The organism is Burkholderia sp. 4NA327C6, assembly GCF_005502655.1.
Lineage (GTDB): Bacteria > Pseudomonadota > Gammaproteobacteria > Burkholderiales > Burkholderiaceae > Burkholderia > Burkholderia contaminans.
The window spans coordinates 39,499-58,718 of the sequence record NZ_SCNZ01000034.1 but is presented as its reverse complement, the minus strand read 5'-3'; the positions used below and the strand labels follow the sequence as shown (position 1 = coordinate 58,718).

At 62.3% G+C, this 19,220-nt stretch carries 15 protein-coding genes; 6 read left to right on the top strand and 9 right to left on the bottom strand.

What is annotated here, in order from left to right; all coding sequences use genetic code 11:
* Positions 1–118: 118 nt before the first annotated feature.
* Positions 119–1,417, bottom strand: coding sequence for an adenylosuccinate synthase (locus FFS49_RS28610; protein ID WP_105816411.1), 1,299 nt, complete (start codon positions 1,415–1,417; stop codon positions 119–121).
* A 139-nt stretch (positions 1,418–1,556) separates the two neighbouring features.
* On the opposite strand from FFS49_RS28610, the gene gcvA reads away from it, so the two are divergent.
* The gene (gcvA, locus tag FFS49_RS28605; protein ID WP_105816410.1) at positions 1,557–2,462 is read left to right on the top strand and encodes a transcriptional regulator GcvA; all 906 of its coding nucleotides are present in this window, start codon (positions 1,557–1,559) and stop codon (positions 2,460–2,462) included.
* Positions 2,463–2,640: 178 nt separating this feature from the next.
* Here gcvA and FFS49_RS28600 read toward each other — a convergent pair whose 3' ends face one another.
* Positions 2,641–2,949, bottom strand: a complete 309-nt coding sequence (locus tag FFS49_RS28600; RefSeq protein WP_039372250.1) for a hypothetical protein — start codon at positions 2,947–2,949, stop codon at positions 2,641–2,643.
* A 2,623-nt stretch (positions 2,950–5,572) separates the two neighbouring features.
* Here FFS49_RS28600 and FFS49_RS28595 point away from each other — a divergent pair.
* Complete coding sequence (locus FFS49_RS28595) at positions 5,573–6,889, top strand: replication initiation protein (protein ID WP_039369202.1); 1,317 nt, start codon at positions 5,573–5,575, stop codon at positions 6,887–6,889.
* A 95-nt stretch (positions 6,890–6,984) separates the two neighbouring features.
* Here the strand turns inward: FFS49_RS28595 and FFS49_RS28590 are convergent, their stop codons facing one another.
* From FFS49_RS28590 to FFS49_RS28575, 4 genes are all read right to left on the bottom strand, one after another.
* Positions 6,985–8,016 (bottom strand): ParB/RepB/Spo0J family partition protein, encoded by a 1,032-nt coding sequence (locus tag FFS49_RS28590; protein ID WP_105816409.1) that lies wholly within the window; start codon positions 8,014–8,016, stop codon positions 6,985–6,987.
* On the bottom strand, positions 8,009–8,704 hold the full coding sequence (locus FFS49_RS28585) for a ParA family protein (RefSeq protein ID WP_039369209.1): 696 nt from the start codon (positions 8,702–8,704) through the stop codon (positions 8,009–8,011). The genes FFS49_RS28590 and FFS49_RS28585 overlap by 8 nt, the downstream gene beginning before the upstream one ends.
* A gap of 1,704 nt (positions 8,705–10,408) precedes the next feature.
* On the bottom strand, positions 10,409–11,410 hold the full coding sequence (locus tag FFS49_RS28580) for an AraC family transcriptional regulator (protein WP_105816408.1): 1,002 nt from the start codon (positions 11,408–11,410) through the stop codon (positions 10,409–10,411).
* Between the two features lie 124 nt (positions 11,411–11,534).
* The gene (locus FFS49_RS28575) at positions 11,535–12,659 is read right to left on the bottom strand and encodes an MBL fold metallo-hydrolase (RefSeq protein ID WP_105816407.1); all 1,125 of its coding nucleotides are present in this window, start codon (positions 12,657–12,659) and stop codon (positions 11,535–11,537) included.
* 83 nt (positions 12,660–12,742) lie between these two features.
* Between FFS49_RS28575 and FFS49_RS28570 the strand changes: the two genes are divergently transcribed.
* Positions 12,743–13,396: a TetR/AcrR family transcriptional regulator gene (locus tag FFS49_RS28570; protein ID WP_105816406.1), complete on the top strand. Its 654-nt coding sequence runs from the start codon at positions 12,743–12,745 to the stop codon at positions 13,394–13,396.
* A gap of 196 nt (positions 13,397–13,592) precedes the next feature.
* On the top strand, positions 13,593–14,084 hold the full coding sequence (locus FFS49_RS28565) for an NAD(P)H-dependent oxidoreductase (protein WP_071335680.1): 492 nt from the start codon (positions 13,593–13,595) through the stop codon (positions 14,082–14,084).
* A gap of 110 nt (positions 14,085–14,194) precedes the next feature.
* Here FFS49_RS28565 and FFS49_RS28560 read toward each other — a convergent pair whose 3' ends face one another.
* Positions 14,195–14,779, bottom strand: a complete 585-nt coding sequence (locus FFS49_RS28560) for a DUF2889 domain-containing protein (protein WP_039369225.1) — start codon at positions 14,777–14,779, stop codon at positions 14,195–14,197.
* 740 nt (positions 14,780–15,519) lie between these two features.
* On the opposite strand from FFS49_RS28560, the gene FFS49_RS28555 reads away from it, so the two are divergent.
* A complete protein-coding gene (locus tag FFS49_RS28555) occupies positions 15,520–16,179 on the top strand; it encodes a ProQ/FinO family protein (protein ID WP_105816405.1) in 660 nt (219 codons plus the stop codon).
* A 500-nt stretch (positions 16,180–16,679) separates the two neighbouring features.
* A complete protein-coding gene (locus FFS49_RS28550) occupies positions 16,680–17,741 on the top strand; it encodes a DMT family transporter (protein ID WP_105816404.1) in 1,062 nt (353 codons plus the stop codon).
* 231 nt (positions 17,742–17,972) lie between these two features.
* On the opposite strand, the gene FFS49_RS28540 is transcribed toward FFS49_RS28550, so the two are convergent.
* Positions 17,973–18,563 (bottom strand): nitrogen fixation protein NifQ, encoded by a 591-nt coding sequence (locus FFS49_RS28540; RefSeq protein ID WP_105816414.1) that lies wholly within the window; start codon positions 18,561–18,563, stop codon positions 17,973–17,975.
* An 84-nt stretch (positions 18,564–18,647) separates the two neighbouring features.
* A complete protein-coding gene (locus tag FFS49_RS28535) occupies positions 18,648–19,073 on the bottom strand; it encodes a TOBE domain-containing protein (protein WP_039369234.1) in 426 nt (141 codons plus the stop codon).
* Positions 19,074–19,220: the final 147 nt, after the last annotated feature.

The following is a 19,220-nucleotide window of genomic DNA, read 5'->3' as shown; positions in this document are numbered from 1 at the left end:
CGGTGTACGGACCGGGCGCATACGCGCGTTGTCGAACCGGCACACGACCGGCATCGGCTCGGCAAAAACTACGTGCCAACCACGATGCCGCGACGCGATTCACGGCATGTATGACGTATCAAGCCTCGGCGGCCGCATCGAACGGATTACGCAACACGATCGTGTCGTCGCGCTCCGCGCCGGTGGTAATCATCGATACCGGTGCGCCGGCGACCGCTTCGACGCGCGCAATGAACTCCTGCGCGGCGCGCGGCAGCGCCGCACGTTCACGTACCCCCTTCACGGTGCCGTGCCAGCCGTCGAACCGCTCGTACACCGGCTTGGCGCGCGACTGCGCATCGAGGCTCGCCGGCAGATGATCCACCCGCACGCCATCGAGTTCGTATCCGACGCACAGCGCGATCGACTCGAAACCGTCGAGCACGTCCAGCTTCGTAAGCGCCAGCGAATCGATGCCGGAGATCCTGACCGCCTGACGCAATTGCGCGGCATCGAGCCATCCGCAGCGGCGCGGTCGGCCGGTATTCACGCCGAACTCCTGCCCGCGCGCACGCAGCGTTTCGCCGGTCGCGTCGGACAGCTCGGTGAGGAACGGGCCGCCGCCGACCCGCGTCGCATACGCCTTCGTGACGCCCAGCACGTGGCCGAGCTTCGACGCACCGAGCCCTGTACCGGCCGCTGCCGCCGAGGCAACGGTGCCGGACGACGTCACGAACGGATACGTGCCCCAGTCGATGTCCAGCATCACGGCTTGAGACCCTTCGAACAGGATGCGCTCGCCGCGGTCGGTCGCGTCGTTGAGATCGACCCAGACGGGACGTACGAACGGCAGGATCCGCGGCGCAAGGTCGACCAGCGTCGCCAGCATCGCGTCGCGGGAATACTCGTCGAGCCCCAGGCCGCGGAACCACGCGTTGTGATGGTCGACGAGCACATCCAGTTTGGCCGCGAGCTGGCCGGGTTCCGCGAGATCGCCGACGCGCAGCCCGCGACGCCCGACCTTGTCCTCGTAGGCCGGCCCGATCCCGCGCAGCGTGGTGCCGATCGGCTCGCGGCGCAGACGCTCCTGAGCCTGGTCGATCGCGCGGTGGATCGGCAGCACCAGCGTTGCGTTCTCGGCAATCGACAGGTTATCCGGCGTCACCGACAGCCCGAGTTCGGCCATTCGCCCGATTTCCGCGAGCAGCGCTTCCGGATCGAGCGCCACGCCGTTGCCGATCACGCCGCGCTTGCCGCGCACGACACCGCTCGGCAGCAGCGCGAGCTTGTACGTCTTGCCGCCCACGACCAGCGTATGACCCGCGTTGTGGCCGCCGTTGTAGCGTGCGACGAGATCGGCCTGTGCCGCCAGCCAGTCCACGACGCGCCCCTTCCCTTCGTCGCCCCATTGGGCGCCCACGACCACCACGTTCGGCATGCTCCGCACTCCATGTGAGAAATTCAGACAGTCACTCGGCCGAGCCGGCCGTTTGTGTGCCATATTGGCGGAGCTTGAGCACCCGATCAAACGATTAAACCTGAACTGTCGTGTGAATAAATATCACACGAAAGATGCAATGGCCCGACGACTCCCTCCGCTGAATTCGCTGCGTGCGTTCGAAGCCGCGGCGCGCCTCGGCAGTTTCACGCTGGCCGCGGACGAACTTTGTGTGACCCACGGCGCGATCAGCCGGCACGTGCAACAGCTGGAAGCCTGGCTCGGGCGGCCGCTGTTCGAACGCCATAACCGGCGGGTCGAGCTGACCGACCCGGGCCGCGCGTATCTCGCGGAGGTCGGCGCGTCGTTCGACCGGATCGCGCTCGCCACCGCGCAGCATTTCGGCCACGCGCAGCAGCGCGTGTTGCGCGTAAGCGCGCCCGCGACGTTTTCGTTGCGCTGGCTGGTGCCGAAGCTGTCGTCGTTCCAGGTCGCCCATCCGGCCATCGAGGTGCGGCTGTCGACGTCGAACGAGCCGATCGACAAGCTGCGCGACAAGGTCGACCTGATCGTTCGCGGCGGCCCGCAGGCCGTCGACGGCTACGTTGCCGAGGAATTCCTGTCCGAGGTCCGGCTGCCGGTGTGTGCGCCGAAGCTGCTGGAGGGCCGGCCGTTGCATACGCCTGCCGATCTGGCCGGCTTCACGTTACTGCACGCTGCCACCTATCCCGGCATGTGGCCTGAATGGCTCGCGGCAGCCGGACAGCCGAATCTCGTGCCGCGCCACTCGCTCACGCTCGAGCACTTCTACCTGACGCTGCAAGGTGCACTCGACGGGCTCGGCGTCGCAATGGGGCCGATCGCGCTCGTCGCGGACGACATCGCAGAAGGTCGGCTGGTGCAGCCGTTCAGCGAACCGGCACTGCCGCCGTGGCGCTACTTTACGTACGTGGCCTCGGCACGCGCGAACGACGAAGCGGTGCGGGCGTTCAAGGATTGGTTGAAGGTGGCGGGAAATACGGTCGCGCCGCGGGTGCGGAACTGACTGCGTCGGTCTGCGGAGAGCGTGCCGAGACATACAGGAATGCGAAACAAATAACGCAAGCGCCTGGATCGCGTATTGCCTTCATCGATACGGGGAATGCTGGTTTCGATGTGCGCCGCGAAGACGCGACGCACGCGGCAAGCCGCGGATCGAACCGTGGCTTGCCGCCGGCCGGCGCTTACTGACTAGCGCCGGCGGCTTTCTTCTCCGCGTTCTGCAGGTTTTGCGGATAGTTCGGATCATTGGCCGCGGGCTTGTAACCAGCGTCTTCGAGTTTCTTCAGCTCGGCGTTGTTCTTCGCACGCGCTGCCTTGTGCTCTGCCTTGCGTTGGGCCCGGGCCGCCTTGCGTGCCTGGCTCTTCGCTGCCTTTGCGTCCTGTGCCGCGGGTGCGCTGGCGTCGGTCTGCGCAAACGCAGGAACTGCCGAGCCGAACAGGAACGCGGCTGCGGTAGCAGCCAGCGCGAGTTTTCTGATCTGGATTTGCATCGCTGAACTCTCTTTTCTGGTTTATCACGGATTGAAAGACCATCGAGATACCGCCCCTGCCCCGATCGGTTGTCATGCAGAGCTCGGGACCTGTGCATCATAACCGCGCCGAGAAAAATGTGGCGCCAACGTGGGAACAGAATTGGGGATACACGTATGGGAGAACACGTGGATGCCGGTCGACTGTCTCGGACAGGACGAACTGTGTGGCGCGCGTCGATACGTGGGGCGATCGCGCTGCGGCGGAGACAGGAAGCGGTCGGTGTACCCGCGATCCAGCGCCGAGGATGGACCATCTATGCGCGGTGCAGTGCGATGTGAGTTACCCAGGACTGTTTCATAGGTGGAGTTGCCGGCACGCTCATGCCTGACGTGACTGTTACCGGGCCAGTCATGATCACAGCATCAGCAGTCGAACTGCGTGCCGCGTTGCCAGTCGACGCGGTTCAAGCGACGGTTCCTCCCATAAACGACCACGATTCGGTTATACGGCGATCAAGGCATGCACGATTGCATCGCCACGGCGTTCAGCATTCGGTCCCGCAACCAATCGCCGCACTGTGAGGCCGAGGCGTTACCTGAGCCGGTACGACGCGTCACCGCGTGGTTCTGTGGTCCGTATGACGAATGGCGTGAACACATCGCGTGCGGTGAAGACATCGCGTGCGGTGAAGACATCGGCGGGATTCACTTCACGGCTGCACCGACGGTGCCGCACCGATGTCGCTGCGCTCGTCCGGCGACCGTGGCACGCCGGTTGCGATGTCGCGGCCACGCTTGTGATCCGCCCGATTCTGCTCAGGAAAGCATCGCGCTGCGCGCGCGAATCACAGGTTTTTCATTCTGCAGCTTGGGTCGCCCAGCATCCAGACGGGGCGCCGCTGCCTGCACAGAGTGTCGAGTCGTACGGCTACGCCTGTTTGGTGAGCTTTTACAGGATTCGGAACTATTGGAAGGTGAGCATGTTCGGGATCATCGTTCGAATTTGATTGCGGTGAGCTTCCTGGTCGCCGACATCTTCACGTTGGTTCGCAACGTGCCCTGGATCGCTCCAGAAGCCGGCGATGGGACAGATCGCGCGGGCACACCCCGTTCATCTGCCGGAAGCCGTTCCCGAGCCTCGCCTTGTGACCCTGGCGCACAGCATTGCACTTCGGTTGGTTGCTCCAAAGGTAGAAAGTTGGAAGACCATGGAGGCAGCAACGCGAGCGGCATCGATTTCCTCTGTCCACAGTCCACAGGCTAAATTTGACGAGAGACGCGCATGAGCAAACGGAAAAACTTGTCCATGGCCAGGGACGCATGAGTGCAAAAAACCCTTCGGCTGCCGTCCTGGATGATTTCAAACTGCTGTGAACGAAACCAAAGAGATTCGTGTTTCCGGATTGTTGATCGGCTTTGCGGGTCGCCAACGAGCGCTGCCGAGGTCACGGAGCGGGTTTTTTGATCCCATAGATGGGAACCTGTGCCTGGAAACGGGGCTTTCTTCCCGTTTTTCTCCCATAGGTTTCTACGTTTCAGGCCTATGTGAGTGTGTGCTCACCTCTCCCGAGAGCCTTGTCAGGCCTGGAAGCTGTGCAGAACAGGTAGCCAAGCGACTGATTCCAGGCTCGAATCGATGGTTCGAGGTGCCAGCAACCCCATAGAAGGCTCCCATTGGTAGCGGTTTATGGGGTTCGTCTTTCTGCGGAAGCGCACGTGTGTTTACATCTTTTGTAAACCACGTTTACTTCTTTAACTACCTTTAGACGGCTCACAGCCTTATCTGACAAGGCTTTGATGGGTGTTCGGTACCCATTTATGGGAGCATAGGTGTAAGGGCTTGGGAGTTTAGGTCTGTGGATTTGGGGATTGGGGTACCGGGTTGTGGGGAATCGGGGTTGTGGATATGGGGCAAGCGTACCCGGTTATGGGAAATCGGCCCGGAAACGCGTTGGGTAGCCGTCTATGGGAACGCCCGAGGGTAGCCGTTTATGGGGCGCTTTTTTTTGATCAATGACCGCTGGGTCGCACAGTGATTTTTCTCGGTAGCCGGTTATGGGGCGCGCCAAAGGTAGCCACTTATGGGTCCCATTTGGGGCGGCTCGATTGCCTGTCTCCAGGATTTCCCGTGGTGGATTCCCATGGACAGGATCGATGGCATCGACAGGTAACCTTTTATGGGGAAACCAATAGGTTGCCGTTTATGGGAGCGATCTTTGCCTTCAGCGCTGAAATCGATGCAGCCGACACAGCTCAAGTGGGTCGAAAGGTACCCTCCTGTGGGAATCCGCAAAGGTAGCGAGTTATGGGAAGAAAGGAGGTCTGTGCTGCAGAGCACCACGAATTCGCCCAACGATCTCGATTCTCCGCGTTTGCTTCCCATGGATGGTTACCTTGCCGAGGGCAAGTCTCATGCCGGGTTTCTGCGTCCGGGCATGAAAGGTAGCGGCTTGTGGGAAGCATTTTTGTCGAAAGGTAGCTGGATATGGGGTTCCGCAAATATCCTCTGAATGTAAATTTTCCTTTTATATCGGTAGGTTAGAAGCGAGAGTGCAAGTAAAGCTGGAGCAAGGCCGTTGCTCGTCGACGCGAAAAGGTATAAAGTCCGCTTTCAACAAGGTCACCTTATCCGGACATTACGATGCCGCGCAAGCCCGCAAGCAAAGGCTCAGACAAACAGGTTTCGCTGTTTCAGACACCAGAGCCTCCCGACTTGCTGCGCAAGGCGGTCCAGGCGATTCATATCGCGCCCAAGTCCGGAAAGATCGGTCTGCAGCAGCGCAAGATGTTCAGCTCACTGATCAAGAACGCGCTTCGACAGGAGGCGTTCGAGCCGGGCCGGACGAGTTTCTCGATCTCGCTTGCGTCGCTTTCGCACGAGAGCGGGTTGAACAGCAACAATACGAAGTACGTGAAAGACACGGTCAACTCGCTGATCAGTACCGTCGTCAACTGGGACTATCTGGCCGCGGATCGGTCGACGGTCTGGAAAGCGTCGGGCCTGCTCGCCGGCGCGGAGCTCGAGCAATCGGTGCTGAAGTACAGCTTCTCCGACCAGATTCGCAGCGAGTTGCTCAACCCCGAGATCTACGCACTGATCGATATGCGGATCGCCCGCGAGTTCCGGCGGTCGCACTCGCTCGCGTTGTGGGAAAACACGGTGCGCTACGAAGGGATCGGCATCACCGCGAAGATCCCGCTGCCGAAATTTCGTGACCTCATTCTCGGGCAGGACAAGGCGTCGCAGTCGTACAAGGAATACAAGCTGTTCAAGAGCAAGGTCCTGGTGCCGTGCATTCAGGAGGTGAACGAAGTTTCGGATCACACGCTCGAGTTGATCGAACACAAGTCCGGCCGGAGCGTGGAGGCGGTTCAGTTCAAGGTGACGCGCAAGCAAAGCACCGATACGGTGGAGGACGGCGACGTCAAGAACGAAGCGCTGGTCGAGGAGGTCGCCAAGTTCGGCATCCCGCGCTCGGAAGCGCGCCGGCTGATCACGCAATATGGCGTGCAGCGCATCAAGGCGGCGATTGCCTATACGCTCAATCGGACTACGAAGAAGAATGCGGCCCCGGTCGACAACGTGGCAGCGTATTTCCGCAAGGCGTTGACGCACGGCTACACGCTGTCCGACGGGCAGGGAACGGAAGCGGCGGCCCCGGCGAAGGAATCCGCGCAGAGCAAGCAGGAACAGATTCGCGACAAATATCTGGCGGCGAAGGTCGAGGAAGCCGGCGCGTATTTCCGCGAACTGGAGATCGACGACCAGACCAAGCTGATCGAGCGCTACAACGAGACGGTGGCAGGCTCGAAGGACTTGACGCTGTCGCCGAAGAAGAAGGCGAGCAAGCTCGCGCAGACCAGCTTCTTCCGATGGCTCGCGCTGGATACGTGGGGCGAACCGACCTCGGACGACTTGCTGGAATTCCTGCTGAAAAGCAGTCTCGCCGGCAACTGAACGAAGGCCTCGCAGCCGGAGGTGCGTCGCGCGCCGGACATCGTCGTCCGGCTTCGCGGTGCAACACGGATGCGAGGCCTTCTGCTTTACGCGCGTTACTGTTGCATGGCCGTTGCCAGTTCGGCAACGTACGCGTCGATGACGGTCTTGAGCTTGTCGGCAAGCGCTTCCTGGTGCGATGCGTCGACGCCCTTGAGCTGCAGATCCAGACGTCCGTCCGGATAGGTTTTCAACTGGCCGATCGCTCGCGATTCGAGCGCGAAGTCATGGCGAACGCTGTAACGCGTACGTCCCGCTTTCTTGCTGCCGTCGCTTTGTGCACGCAGGAAATTCTCCAGATCACGAACCGACTTTTTCCGGTCGATCACGGCCGTCAACAACCGGTCGGCAGTCGGCTCGCCCAGGCGTTCGAAGATCAGCTTCAGGAAGTACGCCGCCTGCAGGCCGACCACGTCGTTCGCGCTCGCCATCCGTTCCAGGAGTGTGTTCGGGAGCGCGTTGAGCGACAGCGTCTTGCTGATCGATGCCTTGTCCTTGCCGATCTTTTCCGCCAGCGTGTTCTGGTCGGAAAAGACCTTCTCGTCGAGGAGACGCTTCCAAGCGACCGCATCGTCGAAGATCGTCTGGCGTTCGTGGTCGTGGTTCGCGCGATACGCGATCGTGTAGAGCTGCTCAGGCGTGTGATCCGTGCGGAACGTGGCGTTGATGGTTTCATCGCCGTTGATGCTCGTCGCGCGGAGCCGGCGTTGCCCGTCGATCACCACGAGCTTGCCGGGAAACTCCGGGAGCCGCGTAACCTTGATCGGCTCGATCTGCCCTTCCCGTTTCAGTGTCAGAGCGAGCTCGTGCAGACTCGACTCCGAGTAGAACACGCGCGGATTGAACGGGTTCGGAATGCAATCCTTGACGAACACCTTCTGAGGCGCGCCAAGATCCGGCGTGCCGGCCGGCGAGGCTGCGGCCGGAGCGCTGGCGGGTGCCGTTTCGCCGACGACATTCGGTGCAGCCGCCGGTTCGGGCAACCGCGTTTCGAGTGCCGCATTCTCCTGCGCGAGTCCGCGCAGCAGGCCGGCTGCGAGATGCAGGTTGCCGGTCGGCTTCTTGTCTTTCGATGTGTCCTTAGCCATGGGCGGCTCCGGTAGCGCGCGTCGACGCGATGTATTGGGCCATTTCCGTGACCAGCTTTTCGATTTCCGCGCGGGCTTCTTTCAGGCCCTTCAGATATCGATTGTGGTGATGGATCGTGGTGCCGAGCGCAAACGTCTGACGGTAGACCTCGCGCTGCGCGATCTGGCTGTCGAGCAGATGCTCCCCTATTTCTTCAGCCCTTAGAATTTTTAAAATTTCTTCACGCATTTTAGTTTTTCCATTAACACTATTCAGCATTAATGCGGAAGAAAGATTCGGGTTACGGACGGACCGCATCGACTCGATCATGCGGATCATCGCAACCGTGCTGTAGAGATCGGCTGGCGATGGTGACAGCGGCACGAGGCAGAAGTCGGCGACCTCGAGTACGGAGGCGATTCGCGGGTCTTCGAGGTTGCCAGGACAGTCGACAACGATCACGTCGAAGTTCGCGTCCTGTTTCTTGATCTCGGCGCCGATGCCGCGACCGGCAGGGGCCAGAGAAAGCACCGTCATCGGCAGCGTGTTCTCGCCGCTCGTCACCCATCGGACGGACGTGCCTTGAGGGTCGGCATCGATCAGGGCGACCTTGTTGCCGCCGGCTTCGAAAGCAGCGGCGATATTGACGGAGATGGTTGTCTTTCCAGTTCCACCTTTTTGATTGCTGACGGCGATCTTGAAAGCCATTAAATTCCTCCACGGAGTTTTGCGTAATATATGCAGTTATTATCAAAATGTCCAGAAAATCCTTCGACGCGATGTAGGGCTTACGGATCTGCGTGGTTGTCACGTGACAAGTGGGCCGAATGGCTAACGAATCAGTCGCGCTTGGCGATCGAATAAAAATAAAATAGCTATCACGATCAAAATGAACGACCAAAGATCGAGAGAAAATTCGTCAGATTTCAATGTCGATGGCAGCGCTAGCGAATGAAGACGAATCGCTCCAGGTCGTAGTGTTCCCGACTGAGCTTGCCTCAGTCTTCGTTGGTTAATTCATGGCCATCCCCGGGAAACTTGTTGTCACGTGACAAGTGGCGGTGATTCGCTCCGGCTCAACCCAATCCGGTGCCGGAAAATCTTTGAATTGATCACTCTCATAGCTATGGACGAGTCATTCGACGCTCGAAATCGGATCTGGGGTTTGGCGTGACGCGTCTCGCTCGACGAGTTGTCAGGTGACAATCGATTCGGAGTGGAAGGTAACGTCGGCGCCGAATCGTCCGTCAGAAGGTGTTGTGATGGGACTCCTAGGGTATGAACACATGGAGCGCTAAGGAGAGGATTCGCCTCGCTGTCTCGTCGCGACAGGCAGTTTCCTGGGCGAATTGGCTGGGGCGTTGTCACGTGACAACCGGAGTGCTGTATCGGGGGCTTGCCTTGCGTGGCGTTGGATTGGCCGCTTGTAGGACGGGGGCGCCTATGCCGACGAGCCTTAGACATCAATAGGCCTGCAAACACGGGGCTACGGCGCAGGCTATTCGCAACGACGTGCTTGAAGAACGATGCTGTTCAGCTTGCGGAACTGCGCTCACAAACGGGTATCATGAGCGTCATTGATATGGCCCCATTTAATGGGGGTGTTCAGATCAACATTGCGCTTGGGTTGTACGGAAGGGGAGGGTACGGGCCTCGCCGCGTGTGCGCTGGAGTTACGACCAGTACACTCGAGAGCTTCTGCGCACCGGTCAGGCGTTCGAGGCTCCGATTTGCGACGAACTTGGGGGTTGAAGGCCCGACAACGGCTCAAACGGGCCGGATCGTGAAACATTTCCAAGAAATTCGGTGTTCGGGGAAATCCTTGTCTGGCAATGGGTTGCGCTATATTCTTCATGTTGTTTCACGCAAAATCGCCGAGATCGATCGTGTAAATAGGGGCGTATGGCTATTTTACGTTCCTCAAGCCAGAGGCGGTGTGAACATACCTGGAGTTGTATTATAAGATACGTATTTTGTCGTATTTGAAACGATTTAAGTCGGCCTGACGCAGAGATACATCGAAGTGAGGCTAATCAGATACATCTCGACACGGCGCCCAGGCCCTTCCTGGTGCCTGCGCCGATCAATCTTCGAGAGTTGTCACGTGACAACGCGTAAATCGGTAGTCGCAGCGTGACGCGAGACTCACGGCACTGCAGAGTTTGTGGTCGAGTGTCCGGAGGGTACCGAGACGACTTGGTTGCGGAGACGGCAAAATCCTCATCAGTTCATGAGGTCGGTATGAGACGTCTTGCCTCTGGCCGATGAATGCTTGCGAGTTCGGATACGGGTTCGACGCTGCGAGGTGCCCACGCCCCGCTCGATACATAATTTGAATTCGTGGTGGGCTGCCGAGCATTCCGCGGATACCACCACGCAAGGTATCTCGCATCTCCAGTACCGTCCCGGTGATCAATACGTCGCCGCCACCGAAAGAACGACATCCGTTCCGCTTCGCAGGCTATCGATATCTCGCCTCGGAGAATTTCCGAACAACCGGCTGTATTCGCGATTGAACTGAGTCGGGCTCGCATATCCGACCCTGAACGAGGCCGATGTGGCGTCGAGCCGCTCGGACAGCATCAGTCGACGCGCCTCATTGAGCCGTATCCATTTCTGGTACTGCAGTGGACTCATGCCGGTGAGTTGGCGGAAGTGGTGGTGGAAGGTCGAACTGCTCATTTGTACCTGCGCCGCCAGATCGTCGACCCGAAGCGACTCGTCGTAATGGGTCCGCAACCATTGGATCGCCCGCGATACGCGGTTGCCCTGACTGCCGGCGGACGCAATCTGACGCAGACGGGCACCCTGGTCGCTCGTCAGCAGCCGGTAATAGATTTCCCGCTCGACGTACGGTGCAAGAACTGCAATGGCATTCGGATCATCCAGCAACGCCAGCAACCGGTTCACTGCGTCGTACAGCGGTTCGTTCATATCGCCGACGACGAGGCCGCGGCCGGCCGGGGCTTCCTCGTGATCCGCTGCGACCTGTGCCATCAGTTCGGCCATGACGCGAAAATCAAGCTTGAGCCCGATTCCGAGAAACGGCCTTTCGCGGCTGGCCTCGATGACCTGCGTCGAACCGGGCAGGTCGAGGGACGTGATCAGAAAGCGGTTGGCGTCGCAGAGATATACATCGCCGCTCTGAATGAGTCGCTTCGTGCCCTGGACGACGAGACCGAAGCTCGGCTCGACCATGCAGTCCATCGGCTGCGTTGTCGCCTCCCTTCGATGGAAGCTCAGGTTCGGAATGGCCGTGGTGAGGTGATCGACGCCTTCCGTCCATCTCGCGACACGCTCCGCGAGCGTCTGCCGCAGGTCGTTCTCTCGGCTATCGCGCGTCGATCGGGACATTGCCGGGTTGAATGCGGCGATGGTGGCGTCTTCGATGGGTTGGCCGGGTGCCGGATGCATGACTTCTCTACTCAGGAATCGGGTCTACAGACAGCCGGTCGACGTGCGGGTACGCCGGCAACGCGCCTGCCGGAGTCGCGGCATTGCCGCGCTCCGGGGAAAAATGGACAACGGTCGGAGGGTCTTACTTCGTGGCCTGCGACGCGCAAAGCGTCCAGCGGCGCGATTTCGCGGCAACGGACGTCACGCGCTCGTCGACCGTGCGCCACCACCGCTCGCCGCGATGCGGCTCGTCGAGTGCAAGGCGCTCGCCGATCCTGGGCGTCGACAGATCGACGCCGCGCACGATCGCCAGTGCCGTGACGCGCTCGAATGGTTCCTGCCAGCGATGCATCGCGAGATCGAACGTGCCGTTGTGAATCGGGACCAGCCAGCGTCCGCGCAAATCGATGTGCGCCTGCACGGTCTCTTCCGGCTGCATGTGCACGTACGGCCATTGCGCGTCGTATGCGCCTGTTTCGATCAGCGTGACATCGAACGGCCCGAGGCGCTCGCCGATCGTCCGGAAGCCGTCGAAGTAGCCGGTGTCGCCGCTGAAGAACACGCGCAAGTCGTCGTCGACGATGACCCAGGACGCCCACAGCGTGCTGTTGCCGTCGAACAAGCTGCGCCCGGAAAAGTGCTGGGCAGGTGTCGCGGTCAGCGTCAGGCCGGTCACGTCGACGCTTTGCCACCAGTCGAGCTGGCGGACTTTCTTCGCGTCGATGCCCCATTCGATCAGGCGGTCGCCGACACCCAGCGTTGTCACGAACACGTCGGTGGTTGCCGCGAGCGCGAGCACCGTGTCGCGGTCGAGATGATCGTAGTGATCGTGCGACAGGATCACGCCGCGCAGCGGCGGAAGATCTTCAAGCGAGATTGGGGGCGCATGGAAGCGCTTCGGGCCGACGCGCCGGAACGGCGATGCGCGCTCGGCAAACACGGGATCGGTCAGCCAGAATTCGCCGCGCAGCTTGAGCAGCAGCGTCGAATGACCAAGCCGGTACAGGCTGCGATCGGGGGCCGCGTCGAGTTCCGCGCGCGTCAGCGAATCGACGGGCAGTGCCCCCGCCGGCACGGTATTGCGCGGCTTGTTGAACAGCATGTTCCAGGCGATCCCGAGCGTCTTGCCGAGCCCCTCGACCGGACGAGGCGCGACATTGCTGAAGCGCTCGCCATTGTGCTGCGGCGAGCCGCCGGACAGCGTGCGGCCGCGCCGGGCGGCCGCAAAACCCAGTATGCGATGAATCAAAACGAGAGGCGATGCCATATCGGTTCGTCCGGAAAATAAAGTACACTAAACAGTGTAGTTTATTTTTGGGATAAGTAAACTGCCCGGTGTAAAATTTCTCCATGGATACCAGTACTCCCCCTCAGCGCCTGACCGATCGAAAGCGCGCGGCCATCGTCGATGCGGCCATCGAGGAATTTCTCGCGTCGGGTTACGACGCGACCAGCATGGACCGCATCGCGGCGCGTGCGGACGTGTCGAAGCGCACGGTCTACAACCACTTCCCGGGCAAGGAGGCATTGTTCGCCGCAATCCTGCAAAAATTGTGGGATGCGACCCGGACAGGCAGTTCGCCAGCCTATCGTGCCGATGTGCCGCTGCGCGAGCAGTTGCTCGCATTGCTGGATCGCAAAATGCGCCTGCTCGGCGACGAGGCATTTCTGTCGCTCGCACGTGTCGCGATCGGTGCGGCCATCCATTCGCCGGAACGCGCGCGTGACATGGTCGAGCGTCTCGGCGAGCGCGAGGAAGACATGACGGTCTGGGTGCGGACGGCCGCGGCGGCCGGGCGCCTGTCCGTCACGGATCCGGTGTTTGCCGCGAATCAGTTGCACGGTGTCGTGAAGGCATTCGCGTTCTGGCCGCAGATAACGATGGGCCAGCCGCCGCTCGCGGAGCCGGCGCAACAAAAAGTCGCTGAATCCGCTGCCGACATGTTTCTCGCGTACTACTCGCAACCGGAACACACCGACGCACCGCGCGACGTAACGGACTGATCGTGGTGTATACGGTCGAACTTGCGTGAATCGAGCCTGGCGCAACGTGCAAGCTCTGTACGTGCCTCGCAACGTCGAGCCGGCAAACCGGCAGATCCGCGGGAGCGAATGCGGATTGCCGCATCGGATCTCCGGCCATTCGGCGGAAATCGGCGATGCCGTCTGCGCACCTGAAACCGAACGTGAGTAACGACGAATGAAGACGCTGTTGATCGTCTATCACACGATGACCGGAGGCACGCAACAGATGGCCGAAGCGGCCGCCGGCGCTGCGCGCGAGCAAACCGGCGTCGACGTGAGGCTGCAGCGCGCCGATGCGACGAGCGCGGCCGACGTGCTGGCCGCCGACGCCTATCTGTTCGCCACGCCGGAGAATCTCGCGGCAATGTCCGGGCTGATGAAGGATTTCTTCGACCGCTGCTACTACGCGGCGCTCGATCGTGTGAACGGCCGCCCGTATGCGGTGATGATCTGCGCGGGAAGCGATGGGCAGAACGCGCTGCGCCAGATCGACCGGATCGCGACCGGGTGGCGGTTGAAGAACGTGGCGCCGGGCCTGATCGTCTGTACGCACGCGCAGACGCCGGAACGCATCCTCGCGGCGAAGACGATCGACGGCGACGATCTCGCGCGCTGCGCCGAATTGGGCGCAGGTCTCGCAGCGGGACTCGCACTGGGCGTTTTTTGATCGCCGGCGCTGCGGCTGCGATGACCGGTCGACGCACGTTTGTGCACGTGACGCGCGCTCTTGAGCAGCACCGATCGCGTGGTGCGCGGGGCTGGCCGAATGCTCGTCCCTCAGCCGCCCTTTGTCGTCTCGGAAGGCCGGTGATATTCGGGCCAAAGACGTTTCACGAGATCGCGCGATGCGCCATAGGCATGGCAGCTGTCGATCTTGAGCGGCTTCCCGTCGCTGTCGCGCGCCTCGAGCGACGACTTCCGCATGCCGACCATCGTTTGATAGGCCGTGGTGGCGATCGGGCCGAGCAACTCCTTCAGGTGCGTGCACGTATCGCAGGACGGCAGGCGCTTGCGAATCTCGCTGTTCCAGCCCGCGCCGATGCTCAGTCCGACGAGCGCCTGCAGCGAGTCGCCGCCGCCCGGACACTGTGCATACGGATGCGACCGGAGGAAAGTGGACACGGCGCGGACGACCATGTCGGCGTCGAAGACCAGCGTCACGCCGAGGTCGTGGATCGGCGACAGCGCAGCGACCGTCCGCGTGCCGCCCGGCGGCGTGAAATCAAAGGTTTTGCGATCCGAGAGGCAGGCCGTTACTTCGAACAGGCCGTCGCTGCGCCGATAGCCGCGCATGTCGATCTGCCGATGGTGAATTTCCTCGCGCGTGACGCCGTCGTGCGGGATGTCGTGTGGGGGAACCATGTATCTGCTCCGTTTCGTGCAACCGGTTCGTTCTTCTGGCAGGCAAGCGGGATGTCGGCGGCTCGCCGGTCGGGCGCGGCGAAACGGGCTGAGGCACGCTGCTGACGACATCGATCCGGCCATACTACGCACTTTTCTGCCTCTTCGTGCGCTACAGGATGGATGCGGACGCAACGAGTCGTGTGCGGGCACCGACGCTGTTGAATGGGTACGGCTCTTGCGCCGATTCATCGCCGTGATCGTTGATTCGCTCGCAGCCGACGCCGCTTCCCGGGATGCAGCAGGACGCAGAATCGCAGCCGGGGCCCGCGACGCACCGATGCGGCGGGATCGCGTTCGACGTTCCGAGGCGGGATACCACGGGTCGGGCGTCGATCGATACCGCCGAGGCAAACGCAGTACGGAGGATGGCCCCGATTTCCGCCAACGAGAGTGAACGGCGTGACTTCCGGAAACGTATCCCTATAATGCGCAACACGACCGCATGGACGCATTTCCGGTACCCCGAATCGGGCCAAGGCAGACCAGTGAGTCAACCGGCCGCCGCGCGTACCGGTATACTTCCACTCCTGCCTTGTCCGGCATCGTGGCCGGGTGCCTGAAAACAGAGTGGCGTGCGCGATGCGGCCCCGTAGTATTCCGCATCGGCGGCAGACGGGTCGCACGCATGGCGGCGAAGCTCGTGCGCCGCGCGGCATGGCCGCACGAACCACACCTTATATTCCTGGTGGATTGAATTTATGGGTTTTGAACAACTTGCCGAATTGCGGGCGCAGCTCGCAGCGAAGGCCAAGCAGGAGCGCAACGCGAAGCGGCCGGCAGCGCCGGCGGACACCGGCGCGAAGCCGAAGTCCGGCGACCAGCCGCAGCGTGGTGCCAAGCCGGCTGCGGCCGGCGGCAAAGCAGCGCACCGCGCGAAGCCGGCTTCGGCGAAGCCGGCGGCGCCGGTCGATCCGGTCATCGTTGCGATCGGCAAACTGCAGCGTAAGTTTCCGCGTGCGTTCCCGAAGAATCCGGCCCCCAAAGTGCCGCTCAAGGTCGGTATCTGGGACGACCTCGCACGTGAAGCACAGGCCGTCGGGCTCAACGAAGCCGAACTGCGTGACGCGATGTCGACGTGGTGCCGTGGCAACCGTTACTGGTCGTGCCTCGTCGAAGACGCCGTGCGGGTCGATCTGCAGGGTAACGAAGCAGGGCGTGTCACGCATGACGACGCAGCGCGGGCACGCCGGCTGAAGGCGCGCCGCCCCGGCAAGGGCGCGGCACAAGGGGCCAAGGGCGCGCAGCAGCAGCCGAAGGCCGAACAGCCGGCCGAGGCCGCCGAGCCGCAACCGGCAAACGTGGAAGCGCAAGCCGACGCCGCGCCGCAGGTCGAGCAGCAAACGGCCGGAAACGAGTAATCCGCACCGCGCCGCTGCATACCGCACGGCGCTGTCCCGCAGTCACGACGCCTGCGGTGAATGCACGACAGACTGACCTGCCTCGACCGAGGCAGGTCAGGACTGCTCCCACCGGTGCTCGACGCGCCGGGCGCTTACCTATCCCACCTCGAACAGACCACGCGACCGGACGAAGAAAGTTCGCCGATCAGTGCTGCACGCGCGTTGTTTCGACTTTGTCGTTTGCGCATGGACGTCACGCACTCCCCGAACACTGCAACGCTTCGTTCAATTAATTCGTTTTCCTAAGATAAAGGCATGCCGAAACCATTGATTGGCGCGTGAACGTTCGTGTCCTGTCATCGTGACATGATGACGCGCGATAATCTCGCCGAGGTCGTCGGGTCGCGAGCAAGCCGGCCGGCTGCGATGCAGCTTGCAATGTGAAAGGCACGAAAAGCTCACCGCGACGCAACCCGCTGCGACGGCCAGCGCCTTTCAACGTCAATTCAAACCGGATCATGCACTCGAGACATTCCGCGATTCTCGTTGCGCTCACCGCTGCCGCGCTGTTCGGCGCCGCGACACCGCTCGCCAAGGCGCTGATCGGCGCGATGTCGCCGTTCATGGTCGCCGGCCTGTTCTATCTCGGCAGCGGCGTCGGGCTCGGTATCGGGATCCTCCTTCGCCGCCTGCACAACCGTCGTGCACCGACCGCACACGCCGCGCCGCTGCAACGTGCAGACCTGCCGTGGCTCGCCGGCGCGATTGCGGCAGGCGGGGTGGCAGGCCCGGCGTTGCTGATGCTCGGGCTATCGAGCACGCCGGCAGCGACGAGCGCGTTGATGCTCAATCTCGAGGGCGTGCTGACGGCTGTCATCGCGTGGGTCGTGTTTCGCGAGAACGTGGATTCGCAGGTGTTCCTCGGAATGGTCGCGATCGTCGCCGGCGGCACGCTGCTGTCGTGGACGCCGGGCCACGCGGGCGTGCCGATCGGCGCGTTGTTGATCGTCGGCGCATGCCTGTGCTGGGCGGTCGACAACAACCTGACCCGCAAGGTGGCCGCAAACGACGCGATGGTCATCGCGTGCGCGAAGGGGCTGATCGCCGGACCCGTGAACATCGGCATCGCGCTGGCGACCGGCGCGACGCTGCCGGCTGTCCCGGTCACGGCTGCCGCGATGCTGACGGGGCTCGGCGGCTACGGGGTCAGCCTCGTGCTGTTCGTCGTCGCACTGCGCCATCTCGGCAGCGCGCGCACGGGCGCGTATTTCTCGATCGCGCCGCTGTTCGGCGTCGTGCTGTCGCTGCTGATCTGGCCCGCGCTGCCGCCCGCGACGTTCTGGATCGCTGCGGTGCTGATGGCGCTCGGCATCTGGCTGCACGTTCGCGAACGGCATGAACATACGCATACGCACGAGCCGCTCGAGCACACGCATCGGCATCGGCACGACGAACATCACCAGCATGCGCACGATTTCGCGTACGACGGCAACGAACCGCACTCGCATCCGCACGTGCATTTGCCGATCACGCACAGCCATGCGCATTTTCCGGACATTCATCACCGGCACCGGCATTGACCGCGTCATGACCAGCAGGCGATACGGTTCACAAGGTAACCGTTTATGGGGCATGCGTCGCATCGTGCACGCATCTGCTTCCAGCGTCGCCTGAGCGCGACCGCAGCAGCGGTGCGAGCCTGGTCTTCGGTCTGGATCAACCGGATCAGCGAACCGGCCGGATCGATCAGTGCACCGACCGTGCCGTCCCAGGCTTCGCGAGTCGAATGGGCAGCCCGGTCACCGCGGTGGTTATCGTGCGTGAGGAAAGCAGAAGCCGAAATCCTCGCAGCCCGGGCACCCGGGGGCGGGGCCCGCCGGCACATCAAGCGAGGCGGCCACTTCCTGTGCGAGGAATTTCTTCCAGCGCAGGTGAGCGACGTTGCGCGCGGCAAGCGCGGGGAAATAGCGATCGAGCATCGCGGATACCGCATCACGCCCATCAAGCCCGAGATCGCGCCACAGATGATCGGGGCGCAGGCAGGCGTGCGCGATGATCGACGCGAGACAGGCGGCATCGTCTCGGTCGGCGGCGGGATTCGCGTCGTCCATCAGCCGCGTGTGCAGCGTTGTAACGAACGCCGCGTGAGTGGATGGCAGCACTGCCATCACGGCTGTTGGCGCGAGCGCTGCGACATCGGCAGCAGGCAGGTGCGGAAACTGCCGCGTCAGCAGGCCGGCCAGCTGCGGATGAGACAGGCCGAGCAGCCCGAGCTCGTTGCGCTGCGCGCGTGCCGCAACGAGTGCGCCGAACAAGCGTGCGTCGGGTGTGTCGGCACTGGCCGCGGCGGACAGCAACGACTGCAGCGCCCGTTGCCGAGCGGGATCGAACGCGGTTGTCATCGCACGCATCCGGCCGGCACCCGCACGGCGCGATTCGTGTGAATGCGCGGTGCCAAACGGATCACTATCGCGATCGTCACGCGTTCACTCGACGCCGACGATCACGCTCGATGCCTTGAAGATCGCGGACGCAGCCGTGCCGCTCGCGAGGCCGAGTCGATCGACGCTGTCGTTGGTGACGATCGCGACGATCTCGGCGCCGCCCGCGGCCTTGATCACGACTTCCGAATTGACCGCGCCTTTCGCGACCGACGAAACGGTGCCCGCGACGCAGTTGCGGGCCGACACCTTGCTGCTGTCGACGTCGACCATCACGATCACCGACGACGCCTTCACGAGCGCGAATGCCTTCGAGCCGGCCGCGAGGCCCAGCGAAGCCGCGCTGCCGTGGGTGATCACGGCGACGATGTCGAGGCCGCCCTGCGTGCGGAGCGTGATTTCGTCGTTGACGGCACCGGCCTTGACGGCGCTGACCTGGCCAGGGAAATGGTTGCGGGCGCTGGTTCGCATGATGGATCTCCGGGTGGATGCTGCTGGGAGTTCGGCGGCGAGAGATGAATGGAAATGCAGCGGCCAGTTTACCGTCAACGTGGGTGTTCGTCGTCATTTCGGCGCTACGGCGCGAATCAGGAAAGGCCGCCGCCACCGAGCGTTTCG